This window comes from Catonella sp. (assembly GCF_057250765.1).
The window spans coordinates 19,668-44,909 of record NZ_DBHIEC010000013.1 but is presented as its reverse complement, the minus strand read 5'-3'; the positions used below and the strand labels follow the sequence as shown (position 1 = coordinate 44,909).

22 protein-coding genes are annotated in these 25,242 nt (G+C 38.0%); 13 read left to right on the top strand and 9 right to left on the bottom strand.

What is annotated here, in order from left to right; translation table 11 throughout:
• Nucleotides 1-129 precede the first annotated feature (129 nt).
• Together ACO6HM_RS08000 and ACO6HM_RS07995 are read left to right on the top strand one after the other, a co-directional pair.
• Entirely contained in the window at nt 130-387 is a 258-nt protein-coding gene (locus tag ACO6HM_RS08000; RefSeq protein ID WP_485390551.1) for a hypothetical protein, read from the top strand.
• 384 nt (nt 388-771) lie between these two features.
• The gene (locus ACO6HM_RS07995; RefSeq protein WP_347714632.1) at nt 772-1,122 is read left to right on the top strand and encodes a hypothetical protein; all 351 of its coding nucleotides are present in this window, start codon (nt 772-774) and stop codon (nt 1,120-1,122) included.
• 302 nt (nt 1,123-1,424) lie between these two features.
• On the opposite strand, the gene ACO6HM_RS07990 is transcribed toward ACO6HM_RS07995, so the two are convergent.
• The 3 genes from ACO6HM_RS07990 to ACO6HM_RS07980 all read right to left on the bottom strand — a co-directional run bounded on the left by ACO6HM_RS07990 (nt 1,425) and on the right by ACO6HM_RS07980 (nt 3,971).
• Nucleotides 1,425-1,715 (bottom strand): mobility-associated LCxxNW protein, encoded by a 291-nt coding sequence (locus ACO6HM_RS07990; RefSeq protein ID WP_485390550.1) that lies wholly within the window; start codon nt 1,713-1,715, stop codon nt 1,425-1,427.
• A 154-nt stretch (nt 1,716-1,869) separates the two neighbouring features.
• Nucleotides 1,870-2,259 (bottom strand): transposase, encoded by a 390-nt coding sequence (locus ACO6HM_RS07985; protein WP_485390549.1) that lies wholly within the window; start codon nt 2,257-2,259, stop codon nt 1,870-1,872.
• Between the two features lie 266 nt (nt 2,260-2,525).
• The gene (locus ACO6HM_RS07980; protein WP_485390587.1) at nt 2,526-3,971 is read right to left on the bottom strand and encodes an IS6 family transposase; all 1,446 of its coding nucleotides are present in this window, start codon (nt 3,969-3,971) and stop codon (nt 2,526-2,528) included.
• 906 nt (nt 3,972-4,877) lie between these two features.
• On the opposite strand from ACO6HM_RS07980, the gene ACO6HM_RS07975 reads away from it, so the two are divergent.
• The 9 genes from ACO6HM_RS07975 to ACO6HM_RS07935 all read left to right on the top strand — a co-directional run bounded on the left by ACO6HM_RS07975 (nt 4,878) and on the right by ACO6HM_RS07935 (nt 17,176).
• On the top strand, nt 4,878-6,614 hold the full coding sequence (locus ACO6HM_RS07975) for an ABC transporter ATP-binding protein (protein ID WP_485390548.1): 1,737 nt from the start codon (nt 4,878-4,880) through the stop codon (nt 6,612-6,614).
• Nucleotides 6,615-6,638: 24 nt separating this feature from the next.
• Complete coding sequence (locus tag ACO6HM_RS07970; RefSeq protein ID WP_485390547.1) at nt 6,639-8,417, top strand: ABC transporter ATP-binding protein; 1,779 nt, start codon at nt 6,639-6,641, stop codon at nt 8,415-8,417.
• A gap of 155 nt (nt 8,418-8,572) precedes the next feature.
• Nucleotides 8,573-9,742, top strand: coding sequence for an alanine racemase (gene alr / locus ACO6HM_RS07965; protein WP_485390546.1), 1,170 nt, complete (start codon nt 8,573-8,575; stop codon nt 9,740-9,742).
• Nucleotides 9,743-9,946: 204 nt separating this feature from the next.
• The gene (locus ACO6HM_RS07960) at nt 9,947-11,455 is read left to right on the top strand and encodes a sulfatase-like hydrolase/transferase (RefSeq protein ID WP_485390545.1); all 1,509 of its coding nucleotides are present in this window, start codon (nt 9,947-9,949) and stop codon (nt 11,453-11,455) included.
• Nucleotides 11,456-11,469: 14 nt separating this feature from the next.
• Nucleotides 11,470-12,543 (top strand): LacI family DNA-binding transcriptional regulator, encoded by a 1,074-nt coding sequence (locus ACO6HM_RS07955; protein ID WP_485390544.1) that lies wholly within the window; start codon nt 11,470-11,472, stop codon nt 12,541-12,543.
• 38 nt (nt 12,544-12,581) lie between these two features.
• Nucleotides 12,582-13,916: an ABC transporter substrate-binding protein gene (locus ACO6HM_RS07950; protein ID WP_485390543.1), complete on the top strand. Its 1,335-nt coding sequence runs from the start codon at nt 12,582-12,584 to the stop codon at nt 13,914-13,916.
• Nucleotides 13,917-14,139: 223 nt separating this feature from the next.
• Nucleotides 14,140-15,069 (top strand): carbohydrate ABC transporter permease, encoded by a 930-nt coding sequence (locus ACO6HM_RS07945; RefSeq protein WP_485390542.1) that lies wholly within the window; start codon nt 14,140-14,142, stop codon nt 15,067-15,069.
• A complete protein-coding gene (locus ACO6HM_RS07940; RefSeq protein WP_485390541.1) occupies nt 15,070-15,909 on the top strand; it encodes a carbohydrate ABC transporter permease in 840 nt (279 codons plus the stop codon). It abuts the gene before it with no gap.
• Between the two features lie 340 nt (nt 15,910-16,249).
• Nucleotides 16,250-17,176 (top strand): GNAT family N-acetyltransferase, encoded by a 927-nt coding sequence (locus ACO6HM_RS07935; RefSeq protein ID WP_485390540.1) that lies wholly within the window; start codon nt 16,250-16,252, stop codon nt 17,174-17,176.
• Nucleotides 17,177-17,318: 142 nt separating this feature from the next.
• Here ACO6HM_RS07935 and ACO6HM_RS07930 read toward each other — a convergent pair whose 3' ends face one another.
• From ACO6HM_RS07930 to rpsT, 5 genes are all read right to left on the bottom strand, one after another.
• Nucleotides 17,319-17,705, bottom strand: a complete 387-nt coding sequence (locus ACO6HM_RS07930) for a desulfoferrodoxin family protein (protein WP_485390539.1) — start codon at nt 17,703-17,705, stop codon at nt 17,319-17,321.
• 163 nt (nt 17,706-17,868) lie between these two features.
• On the bottom strand, nt 17,869-19,047 hold the full coding sequence (locus tag ACO6HM_RS07925; protein WP_485390538.1) for an adenylosuccinate synthetase: 1,179 nt from the start codon (nt 19,045-19,047) through the stop codon (nt 17,869-17,871).
• Complete coding sequence (locus tag ACO6HM_RS07920) at nt 19,044-19,922, bottom strand: hypothetical protein (RefSeq protein WP_485390537.1); 879 nt, start codon at nt 19,920-19,922, stop codon at nt 19,044-19,046. Before ACO6HM_RS07920 ends, ACO6HM_RS07925 begins: the two co-directional genes overlap by 4 nt.
• A gap of 15 nt (nt 19,923-19,937) precedes the next feature.
• Entirely contained in the window at nt 19,938-20,804 is an 867-nt protein-coding gene (locus tag ACO6HM_RS07915; protein ID WP_485390536.1) for a TFIIB-type zinc ribbon-containing protein, read from the bottom strand.
• 133 nt (nt 20,805-20,937) lie between these two features.
• Nucleotides 20,938-21,201, bottom strand: a complete 264-nt coding sequence (gene rpsT, locus ACO6HM_RS07910; RefSeq protein ID WP_208429092.1) for a 30S ribosomal protein S20 — start codon at nt 21,199-21,201, stop codon at nt 20,938-20,940.
• Between the two features lie 197 nt (nt 21,202-21,398).
• Here rpsT and lepA point away from each other — a divergent pair, with 197 nt between their 5' ends.
• A complete protein-coding gene (gene lepA / locus ACO6HM_RS07905) occupies nt 21,399-23,216 on the top strand; it encodes a translation elongation factor 4 (protein ID WP_485390535.1) in 1,818 nt (605 codons plus the stop codon).
• Here the strand turns inward: lepA and ACO6HM_RS07900 are convergent.
• Nucleotides 23,194-23,685: a DNA-deoxyinosine glycosylase gene (locus ACO6HM_RS07900; protein WP_485390534.1), complete on the bottom strand. Its 492-nt coding sequence runs from the start codon at nt 23,683-23,685 to the stop codon at nt 23,194-23,196. The two genes, lepA and ACO6HM_RS07900, sit on opposite strands and share 23 nt — an antisense overlap.
• A 245-nt stretch (nt 23,686-23,930) precedes the next feature.
• Here ACO6HM_RS07900 and ACO6HM_RS07895 point away from each other — a divergent pair, with 245 nt between their 5' ends.
• Nucleotides 23,931-25,196: an ATP-binding protein gene (locus tag ACO6HM_RS07895; RefSeq protein ID WP_485390533.1), complete on the top strand. Its 1,266-nt coding sequence runs from the start codon at nt 23,931-23,933 to the stop codon at nt 25,194-25,196.
• Nucleotides 25,197-25,242 lie beyond the last annotated feature (46 nt).

The window sequence follows — 25,242 nt, the reverse complement described above, 5'->3', positions numbered from 1 at the left end:
GTAATGTTTACATAGAAATACTTGGACTTCGTTTCGTTGTAATGGTGAATTGTGGGAATTCAATTGAAATAAGTAATACTAATGTTGTATATTTACTAAGTAGACTAACTTAAAATAAGGAGAAAATCTATGGCTGATACAAAGATAGTTACTTGCTCATTTACTTTAGATAGAGAAACATATGATGCATATAAAAATATTGTGACTAAAAATCATGAAAATGTAAAAGGTAATCTTTTAAAATATATGAAGGATGTAATACGTTTTGAAATACCCAATAAAGATACAATTGATGCGATTAAAGAAGTGGAAGCTATGAAGAAAGATAATTCCATTGGTAAAGCATATACAGATGTTGATAGGATGATGGAGGAACTCCTTGCATGAAATATACAATAAGGCCTACTGCGAAACATGTTTCCCATTGCAATTTCAATTAAGAAGTTGCAATGGGATTTTTTTACCGATTATAAACGAGAAAGTAGAGAACATTGTTGAATTTATGAAAGTGAGCTTTAAATGTTTGATTGTTATATATTTTAATCATGGAATCAGTAAAGTCTATAGGTAAAAGTATGATATATAGAATTAGTAAAATCCACAGTTAAAGATATGGAGTATGGAAAAAGTAAAATCCATACTATTGCGAACTTTACTTTTTCAAATAACAAAAGATGGTTTGCCAGTGGAAAAATTGTTGAATTGGCTCAAAAAGAATGATATAATATAACCTTAATTTGTGGAAAACTAAAAAAGAGGAGGATTAAAATAATGATTAAAAAAATTGCTATTATACCATATGTAACTAATGGAAGAAATTCGCAGGTTGGATGTGATGGACATCTTAATATTTTTAAAAAAAAGAGAAGTACTGTATTAAAAGAAAATTTGCAGTCCGCACTTGCATCAAAAAATCAGGAAGTGGAAGTAGTTATTGATGTTAATCACGGAGATTTACAATTTCTAAAACGTGAAGGAGTAAACTTGTTTTTGATTCCAGAAGATATTGCAAGTTATATGGACTATAGCGGTATTAATATGGAAGAATGTTTTAAGTTAACACACGATGAATATGAAAACGGAAATGTAGATAGAATTGTGAAATATATAGAGAAAAATTGAAAAATGGTCGTTATAGTGGCTCAGTTGTCAAGACAAAAATCTAAGATTTTTATAATGAACTGATATAGTTGATAAGTAACAGGGAACATGGGGAGGATAGTAGAATACTCCCCAAATCCATATATGCATTAAGCTGCATACGGCAAAAGCGATGGTGTGAAATTTTTTCTGTAAATTCAGATATTCTATGATAATTGATGTGGCTTGACGGCAGTTTTCTGGGATAATCAAAGTTCTTTAGGGTTTGCCAATCTATTTTAGGGTTTGTCGATAGGGTCTGGCATTAAAAAAAGCATAGTATTTTAGGGTTCTTCGATAGGGTCTGGCTTTAGGGTCTTTCGTGAGGGTCTTTTATGAGGGTCTGGCTGGGTAGCCAGACCTTTTATTAAATTAAACCATATTTCATCGGGGATTGAGATGTGATTGCTGTCTAGAATCTCCTGTAGGGTCTGAATGTATTGGTTCTTGCGTTGAATCTCTATCCAGTTTCCGTGACAGAGAGAGTCTGCTTCTTCTAGTTCTTGACGTGTTATTACGTAGTCAAGCCATTTAAGGCAAGTGTGGTTTTTGCTAATTGCACAGTAGTTTTCCATGTGGTTTCCTCCTAAAAATCATTTTCTTCATAATAAGCTACAGGGTTATAATCAGTGATTCCATTAAGCACCGGTGTTTGTCTGGTTGCAAAAATAAATCTGTTGCGAAAGTGTTCAAAGTTGCGGGAGCTTTTGTATGTCTGAATCAATTCTTTTAATTCATTCCGTGCAAGGAGTGGATTTCCGCCGTTTCGCGAATTAAACTGTACGTACATCTCTTGTATTTTTGCAGAAGGTATACTTCGTCTGATGGCGGAAGTGAAACAGGTCGTTGCTGTTCATAGGAAAGCTTGTCCTGATATTCACGGTCGCGTTGCCTGTATTTTTTTAGAAGCTGCCGTATGTAGTTGTCAATAGAGTGTGTAATCCATTGAATTACATGAAAGGAATCAACAACAGGGACTGCGTTGGGGAAGTACTTTTCTACATAGGCAATGTAAGGATTGTACATGTCGGAAATAAGATATTTTACCTGATTCCGTTCTGTTGCAGGGATTGAGACAAAGTACGGTTCCGTTACGGAAGTTCTTCGGCTACGAAGCAAGTGATAGTGTCAACTAAAATATGAAAAAACGTTAGCAAGAAAAAAAACACTTTCGCACCTTGAAAACTGTAGATATTTTAGGCTGTTTTAGCAGTACGCCACCCTTGACAGCACAACAAGAACTGCTGGAAGGTCGTTACCGACGGCGAAGATGATGAGAACAGTTAGTTCTTCTCCGTCACTTACAGCAGTGTAGCAGTTCTTTTATGAGCCATCAAGGGCAAGCCTCTTGCGCGGTGGCTGTTTTCTTACCACTGGCTCAGAATCTAAGAACAGTTAGAGCCTTTGGCCTGTTGCATTTTTAATATTCGTTGTTGCCCTAGGAATATTAGTAGTTGCCATTTACCAGGCATGTTAGAAGCACCTTCGGGTTTGTCTACTTTGTTTAAAACTTTATAGCCAGCATGTTCATGTGGGCGAAGGAAGTTGTAGTAGGTGGCCCCAAGGGATAGGTCATAGTTGGCACCGTCGATGTTATCAAAGCCGTTGGAAGGTCTGTAAGACTGTTTATAAGTTCGGTTGAGTCTCTCAATCATCTGTTTATAAGGACGGAACGCTTTGGAGACAGCATCGTCGTTGGTAAGTCCAATAACCTGAGTGATATCAAAGTTTATTTTACCTTTGGATTGAATAAAGAACTGTTGTGCAGCAAGAGGATATGCACTGTATCCATCGGCGATAAATTTGAAGTTTTTAGGTAACTCTTTTAAGTGTTTGAATGCCATACGCATTGACTTGATACAAGGTCCAACACCACGATTGTCGGATATCCGGTAACCGATGATGGAACGTTTGGCGGCATCCATGATGAACCAGATATAGCCTTTAACTCCACGAATCTTAATGTAGGTTTCATCAGCAGTAAAAACGGAGCAGGCTTGATAATCATAGTTATCAACGAAAGGTTTAACACAAACGGCTGCTGTTTTAAGATAGTTAGCCACCTGTTGATGGGATATTTTAATTCCATGAATTTCGTGTAATGCATGAGCTGTTTTTCGTAGTGACAAACCAAGGTTGACTTTGTAGGAAAGACAGAGTCCCATTACATGCTGGTCGAACTTGGTGAACTTAAGTAATGAAGCGTTTTTAGGTAAGCTGTTTAAGTCCATCTTAAAGAAATCTATCTGGAATTCACGATAGATGTAATGGAGCTTATATTTATACTTATCTTCTTGTGGATGTTCTTTTTTTACCTTTCTAAGATTGTGTAGGAAGTAAGAACACCTGGGATTCTTACATTTATGAATGATAAAGTGTTTACGATTCTTTACAGGCTCAAGGATATGAGAACAATGAGGGCAACGAAGCTTATGAGTTTTAGAGATTCTGTTATCTTCAGATGGAGAGTGGAGATTAAAACAGACCTTGCAACGAATCTGTGATTTTTTCTTACAATCATTCCAAGTGAGATAAGGCTGTGGTGCATTACAGATAGGGCAGGTGTACTCCTCAGGGATGTCACATTCAACTCTACGAAATGTAGGTTTAATGGTTTTACCATAGCGTTTTTCGTAGTAAGGAATAAGATCATTCCACTTCCAGTCCTGTTCGTAGGATATGATTCTAGGGAGTTCATCAACCTTGAATTTTTGGTACTTTGGAGAGTGGGAATCATCGAAAGCCCACTGCTTGAGTGGAATATATCTACAGATGAAATTTAAAAGTGGTGAATTGCAAAAGTAACTTCCACCCCTAAGTATAAATTTTATATTTTAGCTACGGTATGGAAATTATTTTTTACAAATTTTGTATAAATTAAGGCTAGATGTATACATTATCTGAAAAAAATGTTATACTCAGCCTTGCAGGAAGAACGTGACCTAATTTTTTTCATGGCAAACAGGAGTCGAGTTTTCTTTCCGAAACTAGGAATAAGTAAAATCCATCCTTTATACATGAGCTAGAAGTTCATCCTTTAACCGGTGATTTCCTTTTTATTTTCCTAAGAGCTTAGGGGTTAGGGTAATTTCATCCGGTGAAATTTTTTGAATACCTAACTCTTTTATATTTTTTTGCCATATTGAAATGCAAAAATATCATAAGTCCTTCCCTTCCTGCACTCTTTATCAACTTTCAAAGCTTGACTTTTATTTTTTCTTGGACACATTCTTACAGTACGTGGCATGTCAATGTTTCTGGCAGAAAACAGACTGTTGTTTATATATTTCTAGAGAGTCCTGTCGGAAACCATGATTTCATCAGAATGGTTGACTGTTATATGTCTTATGGATTGTCCTTTTAACAGAAGGGGACTTACAATGCCGTCTATATATTCCTTTCAGTTTGTATATAAAACCCTGACCTGATGAATCTGACCCAATATATATTTTAATCATGGAATCAGTAAAGTCCAAAGGTAAAAGTATGATATATAGAATTAGTAAAATTCACAGTTAAAGGCATGGAGTATGGAAAAAGTAAAATCCATACTAATGTGGAATTTACTTTTTCAAATAACACCTTTTTTAAAGGGGATTTTTTTGTATTTATACTTGTGCTATACTATCTGAGGAGAATGATACTATCGTATAAATTAAAGTAGCTTATCTTTATTTAGGCATGAGAAATAGTGATTAAATTGATATTATATAATCTGCAAAATTGGGAGAAAACCATTGAGAAAATTATTAATATACATCCGTGATTACAAACTAGAAAGCATACTAGGACCGCTTTTTAAGCTCTTAGAGGCCAGCCTTGACCTCATAGTGCCACTTGTAATGGCCTATATCATAGATAAGGGCATAGGAAGTGGTGATAAGGGACTTATAGTGAGGCTCTGCCTTTTACTTGTTGGACTGGGATTTGTAGGACTTACATTTTCGATAACAGCCCAGTTTTTTGCTGCAAAAGCAAGTGTGGGATTTATCAAGCAGGTAAAACACGCTGTATTTGCACATATTCAAAAGTTTTCATTCTCAGACATAGACAGAGTTGGCACCAATACACTTATTACAAGGCTTACTAGTGATATGAATCAGATTCAGACCGGAGTGAACCTTACACTTAGATTATTCTTACGATCTCCCTTCATAGTAATTGGTGCCATGATTATGGCATTTATGATAGATGTGGAAATTGGATTTATCTTTGTTATTACCATTTTAGTACTATCACTTGTGGTATTTGGAGTTATGTATTGGTGCATTCCTAAGTACAAGGAAGTGCAGACAGCTCTTGATAAGGTGCTTGGAAAGACCAGGGAGAACCTGACAGGAGTCAGGGTTATAAGGGCATTTTGCAAGGAAGATGAAGAAATAAGAGAATTTGAAAATTCAAATAAGTTTTTGACTGATTTAAGCAAAAAGGTTGGAGCTGTATCTTCTCTTATGAATCCGCTGACCTATGTAATTATAAATATAGGAATAGCGTTCCTCATATATAAAGGTGCAATCAGGGTTGAGGCAGGAGCTCTCACCAAGGGACAGATAGTTGCTCTTTATAACTATATGTCGCAGATACTCGTAGAGCTTGTCAAATTTGCCAATATGTTCTTAAATATTACCCGTTCGATTGCCTGTGGCAACAGGGTTTATAGCATACTTGAAATTGAGCCTGGTATGAAAGAAGGAAATGCAATGGCTCTTAAAGCAGCAGATGAAAATGGAGATAATATAGTGGAATTTGACAATGTCAGTCTTAACTACAACGGTAGAATATCTTCTGATAGAGAGGAAAATGCCTTAAATAATATCAATTTTACGGTTAAAAAGGGAGAAACCATTGGTATTATCGGAGGAACAGGATCAGGGAAGACATCCCTTATCAGCCTTATACCAAGGTTTTACGATGTAAGTGAGGGTGAAGTAAGGGTTAAGGGGAGAAGTGTAGAGGACTATAGCTTTAAGGAACTAAGAAAAACCGTAGCTGTTGTATTGCAGAAAGCTTCACTTTTTAAGGGCAGTATAAGAGACAATATCAAATGGGGCAATGAAAATGCTACCGATGAGGAGATTATGGAGGCTGTACGCATTGCCTGTGCAGAAGATGTGGTTAATTCAAAAGAAGGAAGACTTGACTTTGTGATAGAACAGGAAGGAAGAAACCTGTCAGGAGGACAGAAACAGAGGCTTTCAATTGCAAGAGCCCTTGTAGGAAAGCCTGAAATCCTTATTCTTGATGATAGCTCATCTGCTCTTGACTACGCTACTGACCTTGCCCTTAGAAAGGGGATAAATGCACTTTCTTATAAGCCTACGGTCTTTATAGTGTCACAGAGGACTTCTTCCATTATGCAAGCTGACAAGATTGTGGTGCTTGACGATGGAGAGATGGTAGGACTTGGAAAGCACGATGAGTTACTTGACTCTTGCGAGGTGTACAGGGAGATTTATAATTCTCAGTATAAGTAATCTGTTTATTGAATAAGGAGCAATATGAAAAATAACAAGAAGATAATTAAGGCGGTTCTTGCCTATATAGGCAATTATAGGATTTTGCTAGTGATATCGCTTGCAATGGCGATTATAACTGTGGTTCTTACCCTATATCTGCCTATATTATTTGGAAATGCCATTGATCTTATCGCAGAAAATGGCCTTAATGAGTTATACAGCATATTTAAGGTTATTATAACAGCTGCACTGGTGTCAGGGGCTACGGCCTTACTTCAGTGGGTAATGACTACAATCAACAATAATATAGCTTACAATGTGGTAAGAGATATAAGAAACGATGCATTTAAGAGGATTGAACATCTCCCTCTAAGCTTCCTTGATGCCCATCCAACAGGAGATATAGTAAGCAGGGTGATAGCTGATGCCGACCAGTTCTCAGACGGACTCTTGTTAGGCTTTACACAGAGTTTTACAGGGATTGCGACTATTTTCGGGACATTGTTTTTTATGGTAAGGTTAAATGTATTTACTGCCCTCATTGTAGTAGTCCTCACCCCTCTGTCGCTATTTGTCGCAAAATTTATATCAAAACATACCTACAATATGTTTAAGCTCCAGTCCGAAACCAGGGCAGAGCAGACATCACATATCAATGAAATGATAGGTGGCTCACAAGTTGTAAGGGCTTACACAAGGGAAGAGAAGGTGATAGCTGACTTTGATGAGGTAAATGAAAGGATAGAAAAAGCATCGCTTAAAGCCATATTTTTCTCGTCTATTACCAACCCTGCGACAAGGTTTGTCAACAATATAGTCTATGCCCTGGTAGGACTTGTAGGAGCCTTTCAGGTAATAAATGGAGGCATAAGCGTAGGTGGCCTTACTGCATTTTTGGCCTATGCAAACCAGTATACCAAGCCTTTTAACGACATTTCAGGAATCATTACCGAGCTTCAAAATGCCATAGCCTGTGCAGGCAGGCTTCTGGAACTTATAAATGAGGAGGTTGAGGTAAAGGATGGTGAGATTGAACTAGGCGAATCAAAGCACATGGGGCAAAATAGCGCAGTAAAGGGCGAAATTGGTGATATAGAACTGGATAATGTTTCATTTTCTTATGTAAAGGATAGAAAACTTATTGAGGGACTTAACCTTAGTGTGAAAAAAGGCCAGAGAATAGCCATAGTAGGACCTACGGGCTGTGGCAAGACGACTATCATCAACCTGCTTATGAGGTTCTACGATGTGGACAGTGGAAGTATCAGGGTAGAAAATGCTGATATAAGGGATATTAAAAGACATAGTCTACGAAAGTCATACGGAATGGTGCTTCAGGAGACCTGGCTTAGACAGGGAACTATAAGAGATAACATAGTTATGGGTAAGCCTGATGCAACTGATGAGGAAGTAATTACGGCTGCAAAGGCTGCGCACTCACATAGCTTTATAAGCAAGCTAAAAGACGGCTACAATACTGTGATAGACGAGGCTGGAAGTGGACTGTCAAAAGGTCAGATGCAGCTTTTATGTATCACAAGGGTAATGCTCTTACTTCCTCCTATGCTGATTCTTGATGAGGCGACCTCCTCGATTGATACAAGAACTGAAATAAAGATTCAGAAGGCATTTAACCGCCTGATGGAGGGCAGAACTAGCTTCATAGTTGCTCACAGGCTGTCAACCATTAAGGAGGCCGACATTATTCTTGTAATGAAGGCAGGAACCATTATAGAGCAGGGTAGTCACGAGGAACTTCTTGAAAAGAAGGGCTTTTATGCAGAGCTTTATAATAGCCAGTTTGTCGGAGTGGGTAGTTGATGCAGCATTCCGGACATCTAAAATATAGCAATTGAGGCTTTGCGTTAATATTAGGATGCTTCCTAATAATTGTGATATGCACTTGTATTTTTAGAGTTTTGGACTATAATTGTTGACAAACAGTTGGATGTGAAGCTTTATGAAAAGAGGACTAAATGAAATCAACACTTAAAAGAACCTGGGCAGAAATAAACTTAGATGCCATAGAGTATAATTATAAGAAAATCAAAGAGCATATCGGAGAAAATGTCAAGTTTGCAGGCATTGTAAAGGCAGATGCCTACGGCCATGGCTCTGTAAAGGTAGGAGAAAAGTTACAGGAATTGGGTGCGGACTATCTTGCAGTCAGCAGCATTGATGAGGCGATGGAGCTTAGATTTAACGGAATTACCATGCCCATCCTAATCCTTGGACATACTCCCAGAGAACAGGTAGATAGGCTCATCTGTTTTAATATTACACAGGCAGTTACTTGTGAAGCCAAGGCTCTGGAATACAGTGCAGAGGCAGTAAAATGCAAGGGAATTCTTAAGATTCATATAAAAGTGGATACAGGTATGTCAAGGCTTGGCTATCTGTGCGAGGGTGATCATTTTGATACGGGAGTCCAGGGAATCGTAAATGTATGCAATCTTCCAAACTTAGATGCAGAGGGCATATTTACCCATTTTGCTGTATCTGATGAAGAAGGAGAGGAGTGCAGAGAGTATACCGAACACCAGTTAAAGCTTTTTAAGGATGTGATAGCTGAAGTAGAGAGAATATCAGGAAAGAAGTTCTTACTTCACCACTGTGCCAATACCGGTGCTACAGTAAATTATCCTGAAAGCTATATGGACATGGTGCGTCCGGGACTTTTGCTTTATGGATACGGCGAATATGCTAAAAAGCTTGGTCTAAAGCCAGTAATGTCAATGAAAACCACTGTTAGCACGATTAAGGTTTATCCAAGGGGTACCAAGATAAGCTATGGAGGAATCTACACAACTACCGAGAAAACCCGTATGGGAGTTGTGCCTTATGGATATGCAGATGGATTTATGCGCTGCCTCTCTAACAAATATTCATTTATGACGGAAGCAGGACCTGTTAAGCAAAGAGGTAGAATCTGTATGGATATGTGTATGATTGACATAACAGACAAGTACAGCATAGATGTGGGCAGTGAGATAGAGATATTTGGCGAGAACAATCCAATAGAAACTATGGCGGAAATTGCAGGAACAATTCCGTACGAACTTGTATGTGCCGTAAGCAAGAGGGTACATAGGATATATGTTGAACATGGTGAAGTAGTGGACAGGGAGCTTATGCTTAGGATGTAAAAATGATGAAATAAAAGAAAAGCACCTGTTAGATTGATATCAAAATATCAAATTATATCATATATTTTAATTAAATATTGTATTATTTGACGAAACATGATAAACTGTTCTCATAGCTGGGAGCAGTTTTTATTTTATAAAAAATATACACTCGTGTGTATATGGTAATTTTATGAATAAGAAATATGATATAAGGAGATAAAAATGGCTAAAAAACAATTCATTTTAATTATGACAGACAGCCAAAGACGTGATATGGTAAGCCGCTGCAATGAAAGAGGAGAGAATATGCACACACCTTGTCTTGACCGCCTGTGTGACGAGGGACTTGCATTCAATTCTGCCTACACTACACAACCTGTCTGCGGTCCTGCAAGAGCCGGATTGTTTACAGGAACCTACCCTCATACCAATGGAATGTTAGGTAACTGTATGGCTTTGTCACAGCAGAGTTTAACTATAGGACAGAGACTAAGCCGTGCAGGTATACATGCTGCCTATATAGGGAAATGGCATTTGGATGGCGGTGACTATTTTGGAGACGGCATCTGCCCGGATGGGTGGGATGAGGAATATTGGTATGACATGAGAAACTATCTGGATGAGCTTGAAAGTGATAAAGATAGGGAACGCTCCCGTATGCTTGAGACTGCTCTGGAGGGAGAGGGCATAGGAGAAGAGTTTACCTATGGATACCGCTGTACCAAGAGAGCGTTAGACTTTATGGAAAAGCATAAGGATGAGGATTATTTTCTAGTCGTATCTTATGATGAACCTCATCATCCTTTCTTAGCGCCAAAGTCTTATTATGAGCCTTTTTATAAACCATATTTACAGAAGGCTAACCAGCATATGGATTTTTCAAAGTTGCCTGACCACATCAAGGTATGGCACGAAAAATATATGGAGATTCAAGGTGGTAACGGTGATGGATGTGCGGTAGGTCTGCTTGGTTCAAACTCATTCATTGATTCTCAGATTGGACGTGTGCTTGATGGAGCTGAGAAAAATGCTGAAGAAGCACTTGTACTTTACACCTCCGACCACGGAGATGCGCAGGGTTCACACGGAATTCACGCTAAGGGACCTGCAATGTATGAGGAAATAATCAATATCCCATTTATTGTGCGCTGGAAAGATAAGATCCAGAAGGGTATTTCCAGTGAAATGCCTGTTTCCCACATAGATGTTGTTCCAACTATCCTCGACTTTTACGGACTTCCACAGCCTGAGAGCCTTGAAGGTGAGAGCTTATTAAATAGTTTAACAGATAAGAATATAACAGAGATTAAGGAAGGAAGGCCTGTCTTTGTAGAATTTAACAGATATGAGGTAGACCACGATGGCTGGGGTGGATTCCAGCCGGTGCGTTGCATAGTAAAGGGCAAGTGGAAGCTTACAATCAACCTTTTAACTCAGGATGAACTTTACAATCTTTACGAAGATGCTGATGAGATGCACAACTTGATTGATGATCCGTCTTGTGAGGCAATTAGAAATGAAATGCATGATTTGCTCCTTGATTGGCAAAATGATACAAGAGATCCGCTAAGAGGCTATTATTGGGAGAAGCGCCCTTGGAGAAAGGATAGGCAGAAAGTGTCTTGGGATTGTGGAGGATACTCCAGAAGCCGTCACAGAGAAGAGGGAGAAGTTATCGAATACGGCTATGGAACAGGACTTCCAATAAAGGAGTATAACCGTAAATATTAAGTGAAAGGTATGAAATGGATCGTACGCCTAAGAAAAAAGAAGTAAAGCCCGATGAGAGTAGGGAAAGTCGTAGGGCGACACGGGCTGATGTTGCAAAACGTGCAGGTGTGAGTGAAACAATAGTTTCTTATGTTATAAATGACAATAGGTATGTGTCAAAGGACAAGAGGGAAAGAGTTAAAAAGGCCATAGAAGAGCTAAACTATCATCCTAACGTGATTGCAAGGGCTTTGAAAAAGAAGACCAGTAAGCAGATTCTCTTAATTACTGATATAGTACTTGATGAATATTTTGGAGAAATCCTATATCAGTTAGATAAATATGCTTATGATAAAGGCTACCTGGTTTCCCTCTGTAAGTATCACAACGTGGATTCCTATATTGGAAGGGTTATGAATAGCCAATTCGATGGAATAATAATCAATTCTGCGGGATTTAAGACAGAGTACATAAGGCAGATTGCGGGCGGCGGAATCCCTGTGGTGTTATTCCTAAGCAAAAAATATGAAGATATACCTAAGGGAGTAGCTACTATTGACTCAGGACTATATGATGGAGTATTAAAGGGCCTTGACCTGCTTTGGGAAAAGAGAGCAAGGAATATAGTTTATCTGGCTCAACCTCTTAAAAAGAGCGAACTAAATAAGGATATAAGGTATTTAGCTTTTGAAGAGGCTGGGAAGCGCCATGGTCTTAGCAGGGAGAAAGTCCTAGAGCAGACTTTTGCAGGCTTTGATGAAGACCAATGGCAGGAGAGTTTTGCTAAGTTTTTATTAGATAACCCCAAAACAGATGCAATTTTTGCAAGAAATGACAGGCTGGCGGCAACAGCCTCTAAGATTGTCACGAATATTGGCAGGAGGATTCCTGAAGATATTATGATACTAGGAGTGGATAACTCGAGTATTTCACGCCTTATGACCCCAAGAATAACTACAATTGAACAGCAAAAGGAGGAGATGAGCAAAACTGCTATTGAACTAATCGAAATTATGAACCAAGGCACAAAAAATCTTGTATCGGAAGGGCTAAGAAAGGTATTTGAAACTAGATTGATTGAAAGAGAGAGTACGAAGCACAAGGGATAGAAGGCTTGTATAATCTCGCACTTAAAAGGAGGAATGGGATGAAAAAAATACTTAGTATGTTGTTGGTGGCGGTATTATTGTTTGGTATGGTGGGATGTGGCAGTCAGACTTCTAAAGATGACACAAAACAGACGTCAGAAAAAAAGACTGAAAGTCAGTCTACATCAGCCAAGAGCACAACCGGCTCTACAGGAAAAATTACACTTAAAATAGCTAACTATGCAATTTTGGAAAAAGGCTACACTGAATTTTGGGATAACGCTAAAACAAAGTTTGAAGAAAAGTATCCAAATGTAACAATTGAGTGGGTAACAGCTCCTTACGCTGAAATATTAAATACAGTTATTAATATGGCTGGTGGCGGAGATAAGGTTGACCTTATGTTTGGAGAAATGATATGGATGCCTGCTCTTATAGATGCTGGACTTGCAGCTCCTCTTGAAGAGGTTATAGATAAGGACTTTTTGGATGATTACTATCCTGAGATATTAGAGGCTTTTACTGTTGACGGACATTTGTATGGACTGCCTCTTTACTCTTCTCCATCAGTTTTATTCTATAACAAGAATATATTTGAAAAAGCCGGACTTGATTCTTCTAAGGCACCAACAACTTACGAGGAAATGCTCGAAATGGCAGAGAAGATTAGTAAGTTAAAAACTGATGATGGAAACAAAATTTATGCATTTGGACAGACAACTGCATCGGTACCGGTTTCAGGCATAAGTTTATTAGCTTATACCGCTAATTTTGGAGGAGAATATCTTGATAAGGATGGCAAGTTAAGTCTTGAAAATGCAGGGTTAAAAGAATCGTTAGCTATGTTAAAAGACTTAAATGACAAGGGATATAACCCACAGAATGCAAAGGCTAAGGATTTAAGAAACCTCTTTGCATTAGGTCAGTTAGCGATGTATTATGACAATTCTTGGGGATTTAACGGTATCAAATCTATCAATCCTGATGCGGTTAATTTCACTGCTGTAGCTGTTCCTCTTAAAGGTGGAAATGGAAGCGGACAGTCTATATTACAGGCACATACATTTTTTGCCTTTGACAATGGAGCAGAGCGTTTAGAGGCTGCCAAGAATTTCATGCAGTTTATAATTTCACCTGAAATACTGAGTGACTATTTAAAAAATGTAACTCCTGCATTTGCTGTACGTAAGTCAATGGAAGCAGAGATTAATCCTTTGCTCGAGCAGGCTAAATCAGCGAATACAAATTTAGCTCCTTTACCAATGATAACAAACTTAAATGACTTTGCGCTTGAAGTTAGTGGACTTGCACAGGCAATTACTGTTGGTGGGGAAGAAGTTGAAGCAGCACTGGAGAATTTTAAGAAATCTGCGGAGACAATATTAAATCAGTAGTATTGTTATATTAAAGATGTAACAGATTTAAGACAGGCAGCAATTGATTAGGAATAGTATAGCATAATTGGACATCATTTTGGGGTAAAATGGCGTAAAATCATTAAGCCGTACCTTTTGACGGCGGTCGTCTTACTTCCGCACTGAAAAGGGTACGGCTTTTATATGAGATGAATGTCATTATTAACTTGGTGAGAAGTTTTAGTGTCAGAGAGGAGAGAGTGTGGTAAAGGTAGAAAAAAGAAAAGGAATGGGCTTAAAAAGGGAAACCGGAGATAAATTATTTTCGCTTGCATTGCTTATGCCTGCAGTGATTACCACGGTTTTATTCATTGTGATTCCAATTTTAGACTCTTTTTACAGAAGTTTATTGGATTTTAAAATCAAAAATATTATATCGGGTACAGCTGGGACTTGGAACTCATTTCAAAACTACATTAAGATTTTTCAAAGTGGAAAACTTCTTCAAGCTGTGTGGGTAAATCTTGTTTTTGTTGCTGCTGTTGTAACATTACAGTTTGTAATTAGTATGACTTTGGCATTAATATTAAATCAAAAGATCAGGGGAAGCCGCTTTTTCCGCAGTGTAATGATGATTCCCTGGGTAGTACCTACAGTTATTTCAGGCCTTGTATGGATGTGGATATATCAACCGCAGTATGGTTTGTTAAAATATCTTGTAAGTCTGTTTTCCAGTGGAAGAATTACGGATTTTGCGATTCTTAATGATCAAAACACTGCACTAATTGGAGTTATAATTGCTGCTCTATGGAAACAGATACCTCTTGGGGCTTTACTTTTACTGGCAGGTCTTAGTAATGTGCCAAGTGATATGCAAGAGGCAGCATCAATAGATGGCGCAAATTACTGGCAGAAACTGACTAAAATCATTATTCCATCAATGATGTCAGTGATAAAAATCACATTAACAATGTCGATAATTGAGAATTTTAAGCAATTTCCTCTTGTATGGACTATGACGGGAGGAGGACCTAACGGTGCAACAACCACTTTGGGTGTTTTAAGTTATCGTGAAGCATTTGTATCTAATAACTTAGGCTCAGGTGCGGCTGTTACTACCATGTGGATGGCTCTTATGATAATAGTTGTATTTCTGTTTAATAAAGCAGTGCGTACAGAAAGGCAGGTCTAGATGAAAGCAAAGAAGTACACTTGGCTGATTTTACGTATAATTGTTTTGATATTAATTCTAGGGTTTTTGCTTTTTCCAATATTATGGGTACTCATGACTTCATTTAAGAACAATATGGAGGCCTATCAGTTTCCGCCTTCATTTTGGCCTAAAGAATTTACTATCCAAAGCTATATAGACCTTTATAAAAAGAATAACGAGTTTTTTATTTACTATCGAAACAATTTTATAGTGGCAGGAGCGACAGCAGCCTTATCCTGCATGATTGCAATATTTGGTGGATATGCGCTTTCCAGATTTCATTTTCGCTGGAACATGTTTATACTGGCCATTTTCACTTCTGCACAGATGTTTCCGGTTATAAGCCGTTTAATATCTCTTTATAAAATAATGAAGGATGTAAGCCTGCTTAATACGAGGACAGGGCTAATTTGGGCGTTAACGGCTTCTATCTTACCATTTTCAATTATGCTGATGTCAAGTTTTTTTGATGCTGTTCCTAAGGCTATTGAAGAATCGGCACAGATTGATGGAGCAGGTAGATTTGGAACCCTGTTCAAAGTTGTAATGCCTTTAGTTAAACCCGGAATTTTAGCTGTGGGAATTTATTCATTCCTAATCACTTGGGATGACTATCTTCACTCAACAACATTGATTCAAACAGATGGGCTTAGAACCTTGTCAGCAGGTGTAGCGCTTCGATATCTGGGAGAACTTTCTTATGACTGGTCACTCATTAATACGATATCAATTGTAGGAACCGTGCCAATGATTTTCTTGTTCTTCTTCTTCCAACGATATATGATTAGTGGTTTGGTCGCAGGAGCTGTAAAAGGTTGACATTAAGGAGAAATCATCTTCCATGTCATTAAAGCTCTTGAAGAGAAGAATGATGGGAAGTTTGATTACGATAGTTAAGAAAAAGATGCGAATAAAAAATATTGACAAGCTGTATGAAATATTACATACTTTATAAGATATAAGGATTACGAAAGGTGAAACCTGAGCAATCCTGTATCAATAGTAGTAAAAACCTGACTTGGGATAAACTGCTGACATACCCGCAGTTTTTCGGTTCAGGTAACAAAGAAGAATGAAAGGAGTGATTTTTATGAAAAAGATAAATCGTGTATGGAGGGTTCACGAAATTTAACCCTCCAATAAAAATCGGAGGATTAAAATGATAAGTTTAGTTGAACTAAATGAGAAAAACTGGATAGATTTTGCAGGACTATCCGTAAAAGAAAGTCAAAAACATTTTTTGGCAGACAACATAGGAATAATTGCCAGAGGATATGTTTATCGTTCATCCGGAGCAAGAGTAATTGGAATAGCTGATGATGAATTAGCCATAGGGCTTGTTATGGTAAGGAATATGGATGAAGAGCCTGCCTGCTATGAGCTTCAGCAATTCATGATTGACCGGAGGTATCAGGGAAAAGGCTATGGTAGACAGGCGTTAAAAATACTTCTGTCAGAGCTTGAAAAAGAGCGTAAATATGACTGTGTTGAAGTTTGCGTAAAAATGGATGATGTTGCCGCTCTGCACGTTTATAAAAAGTTAGGATTTGCGGACACAGGATACATTGATGAAGCTGTGCCGGATAGCTTAAATCTTGTGTATAATTTTAAGAAAAATGCAGATAAGGTTAGGATTTCAGAAGTAGAAGATCCTTTGGAAAAGCAGAGGATTACACGACTGATACTGGAGGCTCTACCGGAGTGGTTCGGACTTCCCGATTCAAGGGAGGAATATATAACCGAAAGCTCAAATCGGCCTTTCTTTGCTGCATACGATGAGAACAAACCTATAGGTTTCGTATATTTGGATGAAACCGGTAAGGATACGGTTGAACTCTATGTGATGGGAATACTTAAAGAGTATCACAGACAAGGTATTGGCAGAAAGCTTGTGGAAAAGGTTAAAGAATTGGCAAAGCAGAAGGGATATTCCTTTATGCAGGTAAAAACGGTTCAGATGGGTAAATATAAGGAGTATGATGATACCAACTGTTTTTATCTTTCGCTCGGATTCAAGGAATTTGAAATATTTCCTACGCTTTGGGATGAATGGAATCCTTGCCAGGTATATGTGATGGGACTTTAAGTAATGTAAATTTTAAAACACCGAAATGGTATATAAAATCAATTCGGGAGTTTAATAAAAAAGTTAAAAGCCTGTAATAAGTTATATATTGATATGATATCAATTAGTTTCTTATTACAGGCTTAATGTTACTAATATCTAATTACAACTCTTTAACCCAAAGTCCGTGAAGGTTGCAGTATGCATAAACTCTAAGAGCTTTATCGTCAGCTACCTTAAATACAGCCTTAGGCTCGTCAGTTACCTTAAAGTGCTTTAACTGTCCGCCCTTTTCGGTCTCAAGATATACCCACTCAATATTATGCTCTTCTGTCATTGGGTGAAGAACGCTGCCTACTGCTACATGGATGGTATCGCCATCTACTGTAACCTCAGGTACGTGCTTCTCAAGAGCAGCTTCCTTTGAGTTTGGCTTTAAGTACTTGAGCTCCTCTGAGAAAAGCTTGTGCTCATGTTCGTGGTCACCCTTCTTAATTACCTGTACCTCAAAGTCGCAATCCTTACAGACATAAAATCCTAAATTCTCCATTTCATAACCCTCCTTGTATTTGTTTGATATGAGCAAAAGTGTGCTCAATTTAATATTATACTTAAACCGTAAAAAGTCAACTGAATTATTAAAACTTCAGTTCACATTTTCATTTGGTTTTGTAAAATTATATCACATACAATATAAATTGTCTAGATGTAAATTAAAAATATTTTTCAATCCCGCTACGACTTCTGGATATATATATATTTTGTAACTTATCACCATACATTTCCCTAAGGTTCTTGAGGTCAAGACTCTCATTTTCAAATAGTATTTTACCACCTGTTTCATTCATATGAGTAATAGCTAGAGAAGGCTTGATGTTTATATCTTTAATATCGTTGATAACAGGAAGAAGAAAGTCATAAGTGCTTCCGTGACTTGCATACCTGATATATCCCTGCCATTCATTAGGAAGATTTGTCATATCCATCTCCAAATCAGCCCAATCACTTGTACTAAATTCATATGGAAGCGGTCCTGCGCCGTGTTTTGTAACATAGGTTCTTGTAACATATATTGCTTCCTGTAAGCTAAGACTTCTCTTATTTAAGAATCTAAGGGGGTAGGTAATGCCGGTTTTAGAGGATGTGAGATGGGGAGCATTCGCAGTATAATCCTTATCCAAAAGCAAACCCTGTCCAGATTCAAATATCAATCCATCATAACGCTTTAGCCAGGTACTATCCGCACTGACAAGATCGATAAACCTGCTGTTGTCTTTTATTTCTACAGCAAAGTTATCTACAATATTGTCATCAAAAATCATAGAATAATATGGATTTTGTTCGGATATTTTCAATTCTTTTATTCTTTTTAGGGTATATTCTTTTCTTATATTTACAAGCAAACCATGCAGCCCGTCATAGGATGAATCTGCTATCTGCCTAAGAGTTATCTTATAACCTGCGCTAATCCTCTCGCTGCATTCATTGATTCCCATACCACAGCTGCCGTGTCTGTTTTTACCTCTCTTAGTTTCAATGGCCATATTTATAAGGATATCGTCTATTGTCGTTATACAGCAACCTTCCTCGCCGTATATCCTTGGAGCCACGTTGAAAATGGATTTGAACTCCTCGATTTCCTTCCTTATCTGATACAAATCAGGATAATAAGTCTCAGCAAAGAGGGTATCAGCGCCGTATTCAGCACCAGAACCTATCTGATGATGGACGAAGCGTGTGCCCCTTTCCTCGTCCTCTACAGTATGTCCTGCCTGTGCACCACCGTTGTGCTTTATGATTAAAGGCTTTTTAAACGAAGAACAAAGGCTTGCTGTGACAAGCCCTTTGCCTTCATCACCGTAATTCTTGCCTACTACAGCTATTGTTCTCATAGGGTAATCGACTGCCCGCTATCAGCTATACTCAACTGTCTGATTGCAGCACTTATCACAGGAACACTGAGAGGATCCCACTGCGCCAGTACGTCCTTTAACGACTTGCCTAGCTGTAGCTGAATAGCACTTATAATAATTTCAGGTATATTTTCAATCTCATTTTCCGAGATCACCATCTTTTTACCAATCAATATATCCTTGTTTCCTTCACCGCCTATCATAATGTGGAAAACATGAAATTTCTTCTGTACTTCCTCCAAAAGACTCTCCCGGGTAGCCCCTGGAACATCATCACCTATTACCCTCTTGACGGTTTCTTCAATCTGATCTTTTCTGATATTTGCATTGTCACCTATAGTAAACAAAAATCCTTTTTTTGATCTCTTATTGATGGCATCTATGTTGGTATGTCTTGACAGAAATTCCCACAAACAGGTCGGAACCACCTCACCACATCCGTGACTCTCAAAATATAGCTCTAACAGCTGTTCAGCTATTCTTATATCTGATTCAAACTGAGTTACCTGAAGAGGCGAAAAATCACCAAAATCACCATACGCAGCACACATAAGTGCGGGATCTTCAACAGCAGCAGTAGAGTACAGCTTCATAATAAGCTGATTAAGTGCCTTTGTTGCGACCTCCACAGCAAGATAGCCCATAGATGCGGTAACATCAAGACCTACTACAATAGGAGTTGTATTTGGATGCTCCTCTGAATCAAAACACTCCCTGGTTCCTATAAACTTTGGATCGAACTTAGGATTGCAGGCTCTCCTTTGAAATATTTCATCTACGCTTTGTGTATCCGAAAGATTCCTGCTTGATTTTAATCTGCTCCAATCTGAAGCTGAATAACTTCCATATCCCATACAGTGACTTCTCCTTTACATTTTTATAAATTTATGGCCGCCAAAGCCTTTTTCTATAACATCATCCCAAGCCTTAAAATCAGCAAAAGCATCTTTTGCAGGGTTTGAGTTAAGAAACTTATATAACTCGATAGGTTCTCTCGAATTTTTAACTATTTTTATAGCCGTCTTTCTGACATCTACCAGGTCTTTATTACCATTAATCGGTCTAACCTTTCTCCAATCGCCAAACAGCGCCCCTTCATGAGTGATGGGATTAATCCAGACTGCACTCAGACCTATGCAGCCATGCTCAATACCGGAATACTCTAGCTCACAGCATATATTCTCCATTCTGGATATTACCCAAGCCAAATGCTTTGACTCAAGCGGTGCAAAATACTCGACAGAGAAGAAGTTAGGACGTCTTAGGAATACCAAAGCCTCCCTGCCGTCTTTAAGGGAGATTTCCATCTTTAACTGCGGAAAGCAGCGGTGCAGCTTGCTGTCTGCCTCCGGAAATACAAGAGAATTGACTCCAAATAAAAATCTTTCTTTCTCACGCACATTATCTAAAACATATACCACATTTTCTTTTGAAAGGTAGCAAAGACAGGAGTCATAATCGTACTTAAACATATACTGTATGGTAAGCTCTTTGTCGTTTGCCATAACAAAAGAGTCTTCACCGGTTTGTTTCCATAAGGAATCGCCGGCATAGTCAAAATCTTTGTTACAAGCCTCTGCCTTTAAGTACTCGAGAAGCTTCTTTCTGAATTCTTCGTTGCCTCTAAAATCAGCATCGGACATAAATGATTTTGAACCGCAATAAGGACATTCAAACATCACCGAGCCTTTCAGTTCAAGCTCTCCACCGCAGGAACTGCATTTCAGTCTTATCATAACTTTCTCCTTTAGTCTTTACTCTGCATATAAACAGAATATTACATACAAAGGTGTAAAGTCAACATTTAAAAGAAAAAAGCCGCCATACTGATGACGATATGGCAGCTGTTTTTATATGCAATATAATTAATTACGCAAGCTTGTTTACAGACTTTGTAAGACGTGAAATCTTTCTAGAAGCTGTTTTTCTGTGATATACGCCTTTGTTTGCAGCCTTATCAATGGCAGCAACTGCAGGAGCGAGAGCAACCTTAGCAGCCTCGTTATCACTAACTGCAACAGCAGAAACGACTTTCTTAACAAGAGTCTTAACTCTAGAAGTAATCATTTTATTTCTGAGAGTCTTCTTTGCAGCAACCTTGATTCTTTTCTTCGCAGATTTAATATTAGCCAATTTAACACCTCCATTATCATTGTTTGATTAAAAGTGTTTCATTAATCCGGACACGGACGCTTAACGCAAACACACTAATTTACTTTAATACAAAATGGAAGGATTGTCAACAGATTTAAAGGAATTTTACTTGATAAATTTTAAAAAATACTGTAATCTGTATAAGTCAGAGTAAATATTAAAATACGGAGAGAAGAATGTCGGAGATAAATACTAAGAATATCAGAAATTTTTGCATTATTGCACATATTGATCATGGCAAGTCAACCCTTGCGGACAGGATAATAGAGGCAACAGGCACCCTTACCAAGAGAGAGATGCAGGATCAGATTCTTGACAATATGGAGCTTGAGAGGGAGCGTGGTATTACCATCCGTTCTCAGGCAGTAAGAGTAGTGTACAAGGCAAAAAATGGCGAGGAGTATATATTTAACCTCATTGATACTCCGGGACACGTAGACTTTAACTACGAGGTATCAAGAAGCCTTGCTGCCTGTGAGGGTGCTATCCTTGTAGTAGATGCTTCTCAGGGAGTGGAGGCTCAGACACTTGCCAATGTATACCTTGCCTTAGAGCACGACCTCACGGTTGTGCCTGTAATCAATAAGATTGACCTTCCAAGTGCTGATCCTGACAGGGTTAAAGAGGAAATAGAGGATATAGTAGGCATTGAAGCCCACGATGCACCACTTATTTCTGCCAAGAATGGCCTAAATATAGAGGATGTGCTTGAAGCCATAGTAGAGAAGATACCTGCTCCGTCAGGAAAGCCTGAGAATCCATTGAAGGCACTTATTTTCAACTCGCTTTATGATGCATATAAGGGAGTTATCGTATTTGCAAGGCTTATGGAAGGAACTGTAAAAAAGGGCACAAAGATTAAGATGTTCCAGTCTAGTGCAGTAGAAGAAGTTGTAGAAGTAGGTACCTTTGGAGCAGGACAATTTATTCCTTGTGAAGAGCTTACAGCTGGTATGGTTGGCTATATTACTGCAAGTATCAAAGACCTAAGGCTTACCAATGTGGGCGATACCATTACCGATAAGGACAATCCTTGCGATACCGCGCTTCCTGGCTACAAGAAGGTGCTTCCTATGGTCTACTGTGGACTTTATCCTGCGGATGGAGCACATTACGCAGACCTTAGAGATGCACTTGAAAAGCTTCAGCTAAATGATGCTGCCCTCCAGTTCGAGCCTGAAACCTCTATTGCTCTTGGCTTTGGTTTCAGATGCGGTTTCCTTGGATTATTACATTTAGATGTAGTTCAGGAGAGACTTGAGCGTGACTATGACATAGACCTAGTGGCTACTGCACCTAGCGTAGTATACAAGATACATAAAACTGATGGTACGGTGATTGACATTACCAATCCGTCAAACCTTCCTGATCCTTCAGAGATAGACTATATGGAGGAGCCTATTGTTAAGGCTGAAATTATGGTTACAACTGAGTATTTAGGCTCCATTATGAAGCTTTGTCAGGAAAGGCGTGGTGTAAACAATGGAATGGACTATATTGAGGAGACAAGGGTGGTGCTAAAGTATGACCTTCCGCTTAATGAAATTATTTATGATTTCTTTGATGCCCTTAAGTCCCGTTCAAGGGGTTATGCGTCATTTGACTATGAGTTTAAGGGCTATCAGAAGGCTGAGCTTGTAAAACTCGATATCCTCATCAATAAGGAGTCAGTAGATGCCCTTTCCTTCATTATAGTTAAAGACGGTGCTTACGAGAGAGCAAAGAAAATGTGTGAAAAGCTTAAAAATGAGATTCCACGCCAGCTTTTTGAAGTGCCTATTCAGGCAGCCATTGGAAGCAAGGTAATTGCAAGAGAGACTGTAAGGGCTATGCGTAAAGACGTGCTTGCAAAATGTTACGGTGGTGATATTTCACGAAAGAGAAAGCTTCTAGAGAAACAGAAGGAGGGAAAGAAGAGAATGCGTGAGGTGGGTAACGTAGAGATACCACAGAAGGCATTTATGAGTGTGCTTAAGCTGGATTCGGGGGATTGATAGCTTCTTTCCAAAGATTAAGTTTTTCTTCAAAATTCAGCCTTGCATTTGCAGGGCTTGTAGAAGGCAGAGTGATGGTATTTATAGGTATTTGGCTAAAATATCTATTATACATCGCCTCTGCCTTTTTTCCATTTAAAAGAATGGTTGATATGCCTTGATATTGATTTAACAATCCCTCGATGTCATTTGGGATTTCATTCTTAATATCAGAATCAAGAGAGCCTTCGCGGTTACCGCTATGCACCATATCCCAAAGAGCTATATGATTTTTAAGGAGAAGTTCACATTTTGCAGAGTAGTCTTCGCTGTAGGCTTCATTGAAAACAGTAAACATAATCTTCCAGAAAGCATTGCGTGGATGTGCATAATACTGTGCTTGTTTAATGGATTCTTCGCCAGGAAGTGAGCCGAGAATCAGTATTCTTGAAGATGAGTTGATAAGTGGTGGAAAGCTGTATTTTGTCATAAATACCTCCTAGGTGCCAAATACTTTTATACAACATCATATCAGATAAAAAGAAGGGAGGCAAGGAAGGAAATAAGAATTAAGATTGTCTTGTGAGTAAGACAAAAATAGAGTGATATTGTCTTATAAACAAGACAATAAGTGGGATTACTGTCTTGCATGTAAGACAATATTTATGTATAATTGTCTTATAAACAAGACAAAAATGGATTAAAATTGTCTTATTTACAAGACAGGAGGAATCTATGAACAGAGAAAATATGAAACAGATTCTAATTGACCAAAAAGAAATGTACCTAAATAATTCTGTTATTTTTAGGAATTATGAGTTGGAAGATAATGTAAATTATTGTTTTGTGGGTATAAGACGTACTGGTAAGTCTTATATGCTGTATCAGCAGATAAAAAAGCTTATTGTTGACGGAGTTTCGTTAAATCAGATAGCTTATGTTAACTTTGAAGATGAGAGGCTTTTAGAAGTAACTACTGATGATTTAAATATGATTTTAGAAGTTAGTATTGAATTATCAGGTACAAATAACAAACCGTACTTGTTTTTGGATGAAATTCAAAATGTAGACGGTTGGGAGAAGTTTGTACGTCGCCTTTCGGATACGAAGTATAGGGTAAATATTACCGGGAGTAACAGTAAGATGCTTAGTAGTGAAATTGCATCAACTCTTGGGGGAAGATTTATGATAGTACAGATTTTCCCTTATTCATTTAAGGAATATTTGACTGCAAAAGAGAAGATAAAGGATTATTCGGGGATAATCAGTACAGCGGATAAAGCAGAAATAATCAGTTTGTATAATGATTATGTGAAATATGGTGCATTTCCTGAATTAGTAGAGATAAGGAACAAGAGAGAGTATTTAAGTAATATTTATCAGACTATATACCTTGGAGATATAATTAGAAGAAATAAAATCACAAATGACTTTGCAGTACGCTTGATATTAAAAAAAATAGCAGAATCTGTAATGCATCCTATATCATATAACAGGCTTACAAATATAACAAAAAGCACAGGTATAGCCATTGGCAAGCAGACAGTAATTAATTATATGGGATTTATGCTTGACTCATATCTTTTATTTAAAATACAGAATTATTCAGCAAAGTTAGTTGATAAAGAAACCATGTCAAAATATTATTTTATGGATACAGGATTGCTTGGACTCTTGATTATGGATAGTAATACTGCAGCTCTTGAAAATCTTGTTGCAATTGAGCTGATTAGAAGATATAGTGTAGATAATGTATTTTATTTTGAGAATAATGCAGAAATTGATTTTTATGTTCCGAACAGGGGGCTGGCTATACAGGTAAGCTACAGTTTGCTTGACAATCCGGATACGAAGGCAAGGGAACTTGGAGCCTTTGTAAAGCTTAAAAACTTCATTCCTGATGCAAAATGTATTGTAATTACCAACAGCGAAGAGGCAGAGCTTGAATATGATGAGATAAAAGTTAAGGTAATACCTATGTGGAAGTGGATGCTGGAGTAAAATGATTCAATGTATAGTAAAAATCTGTAATAAAATTTGCGTTCAA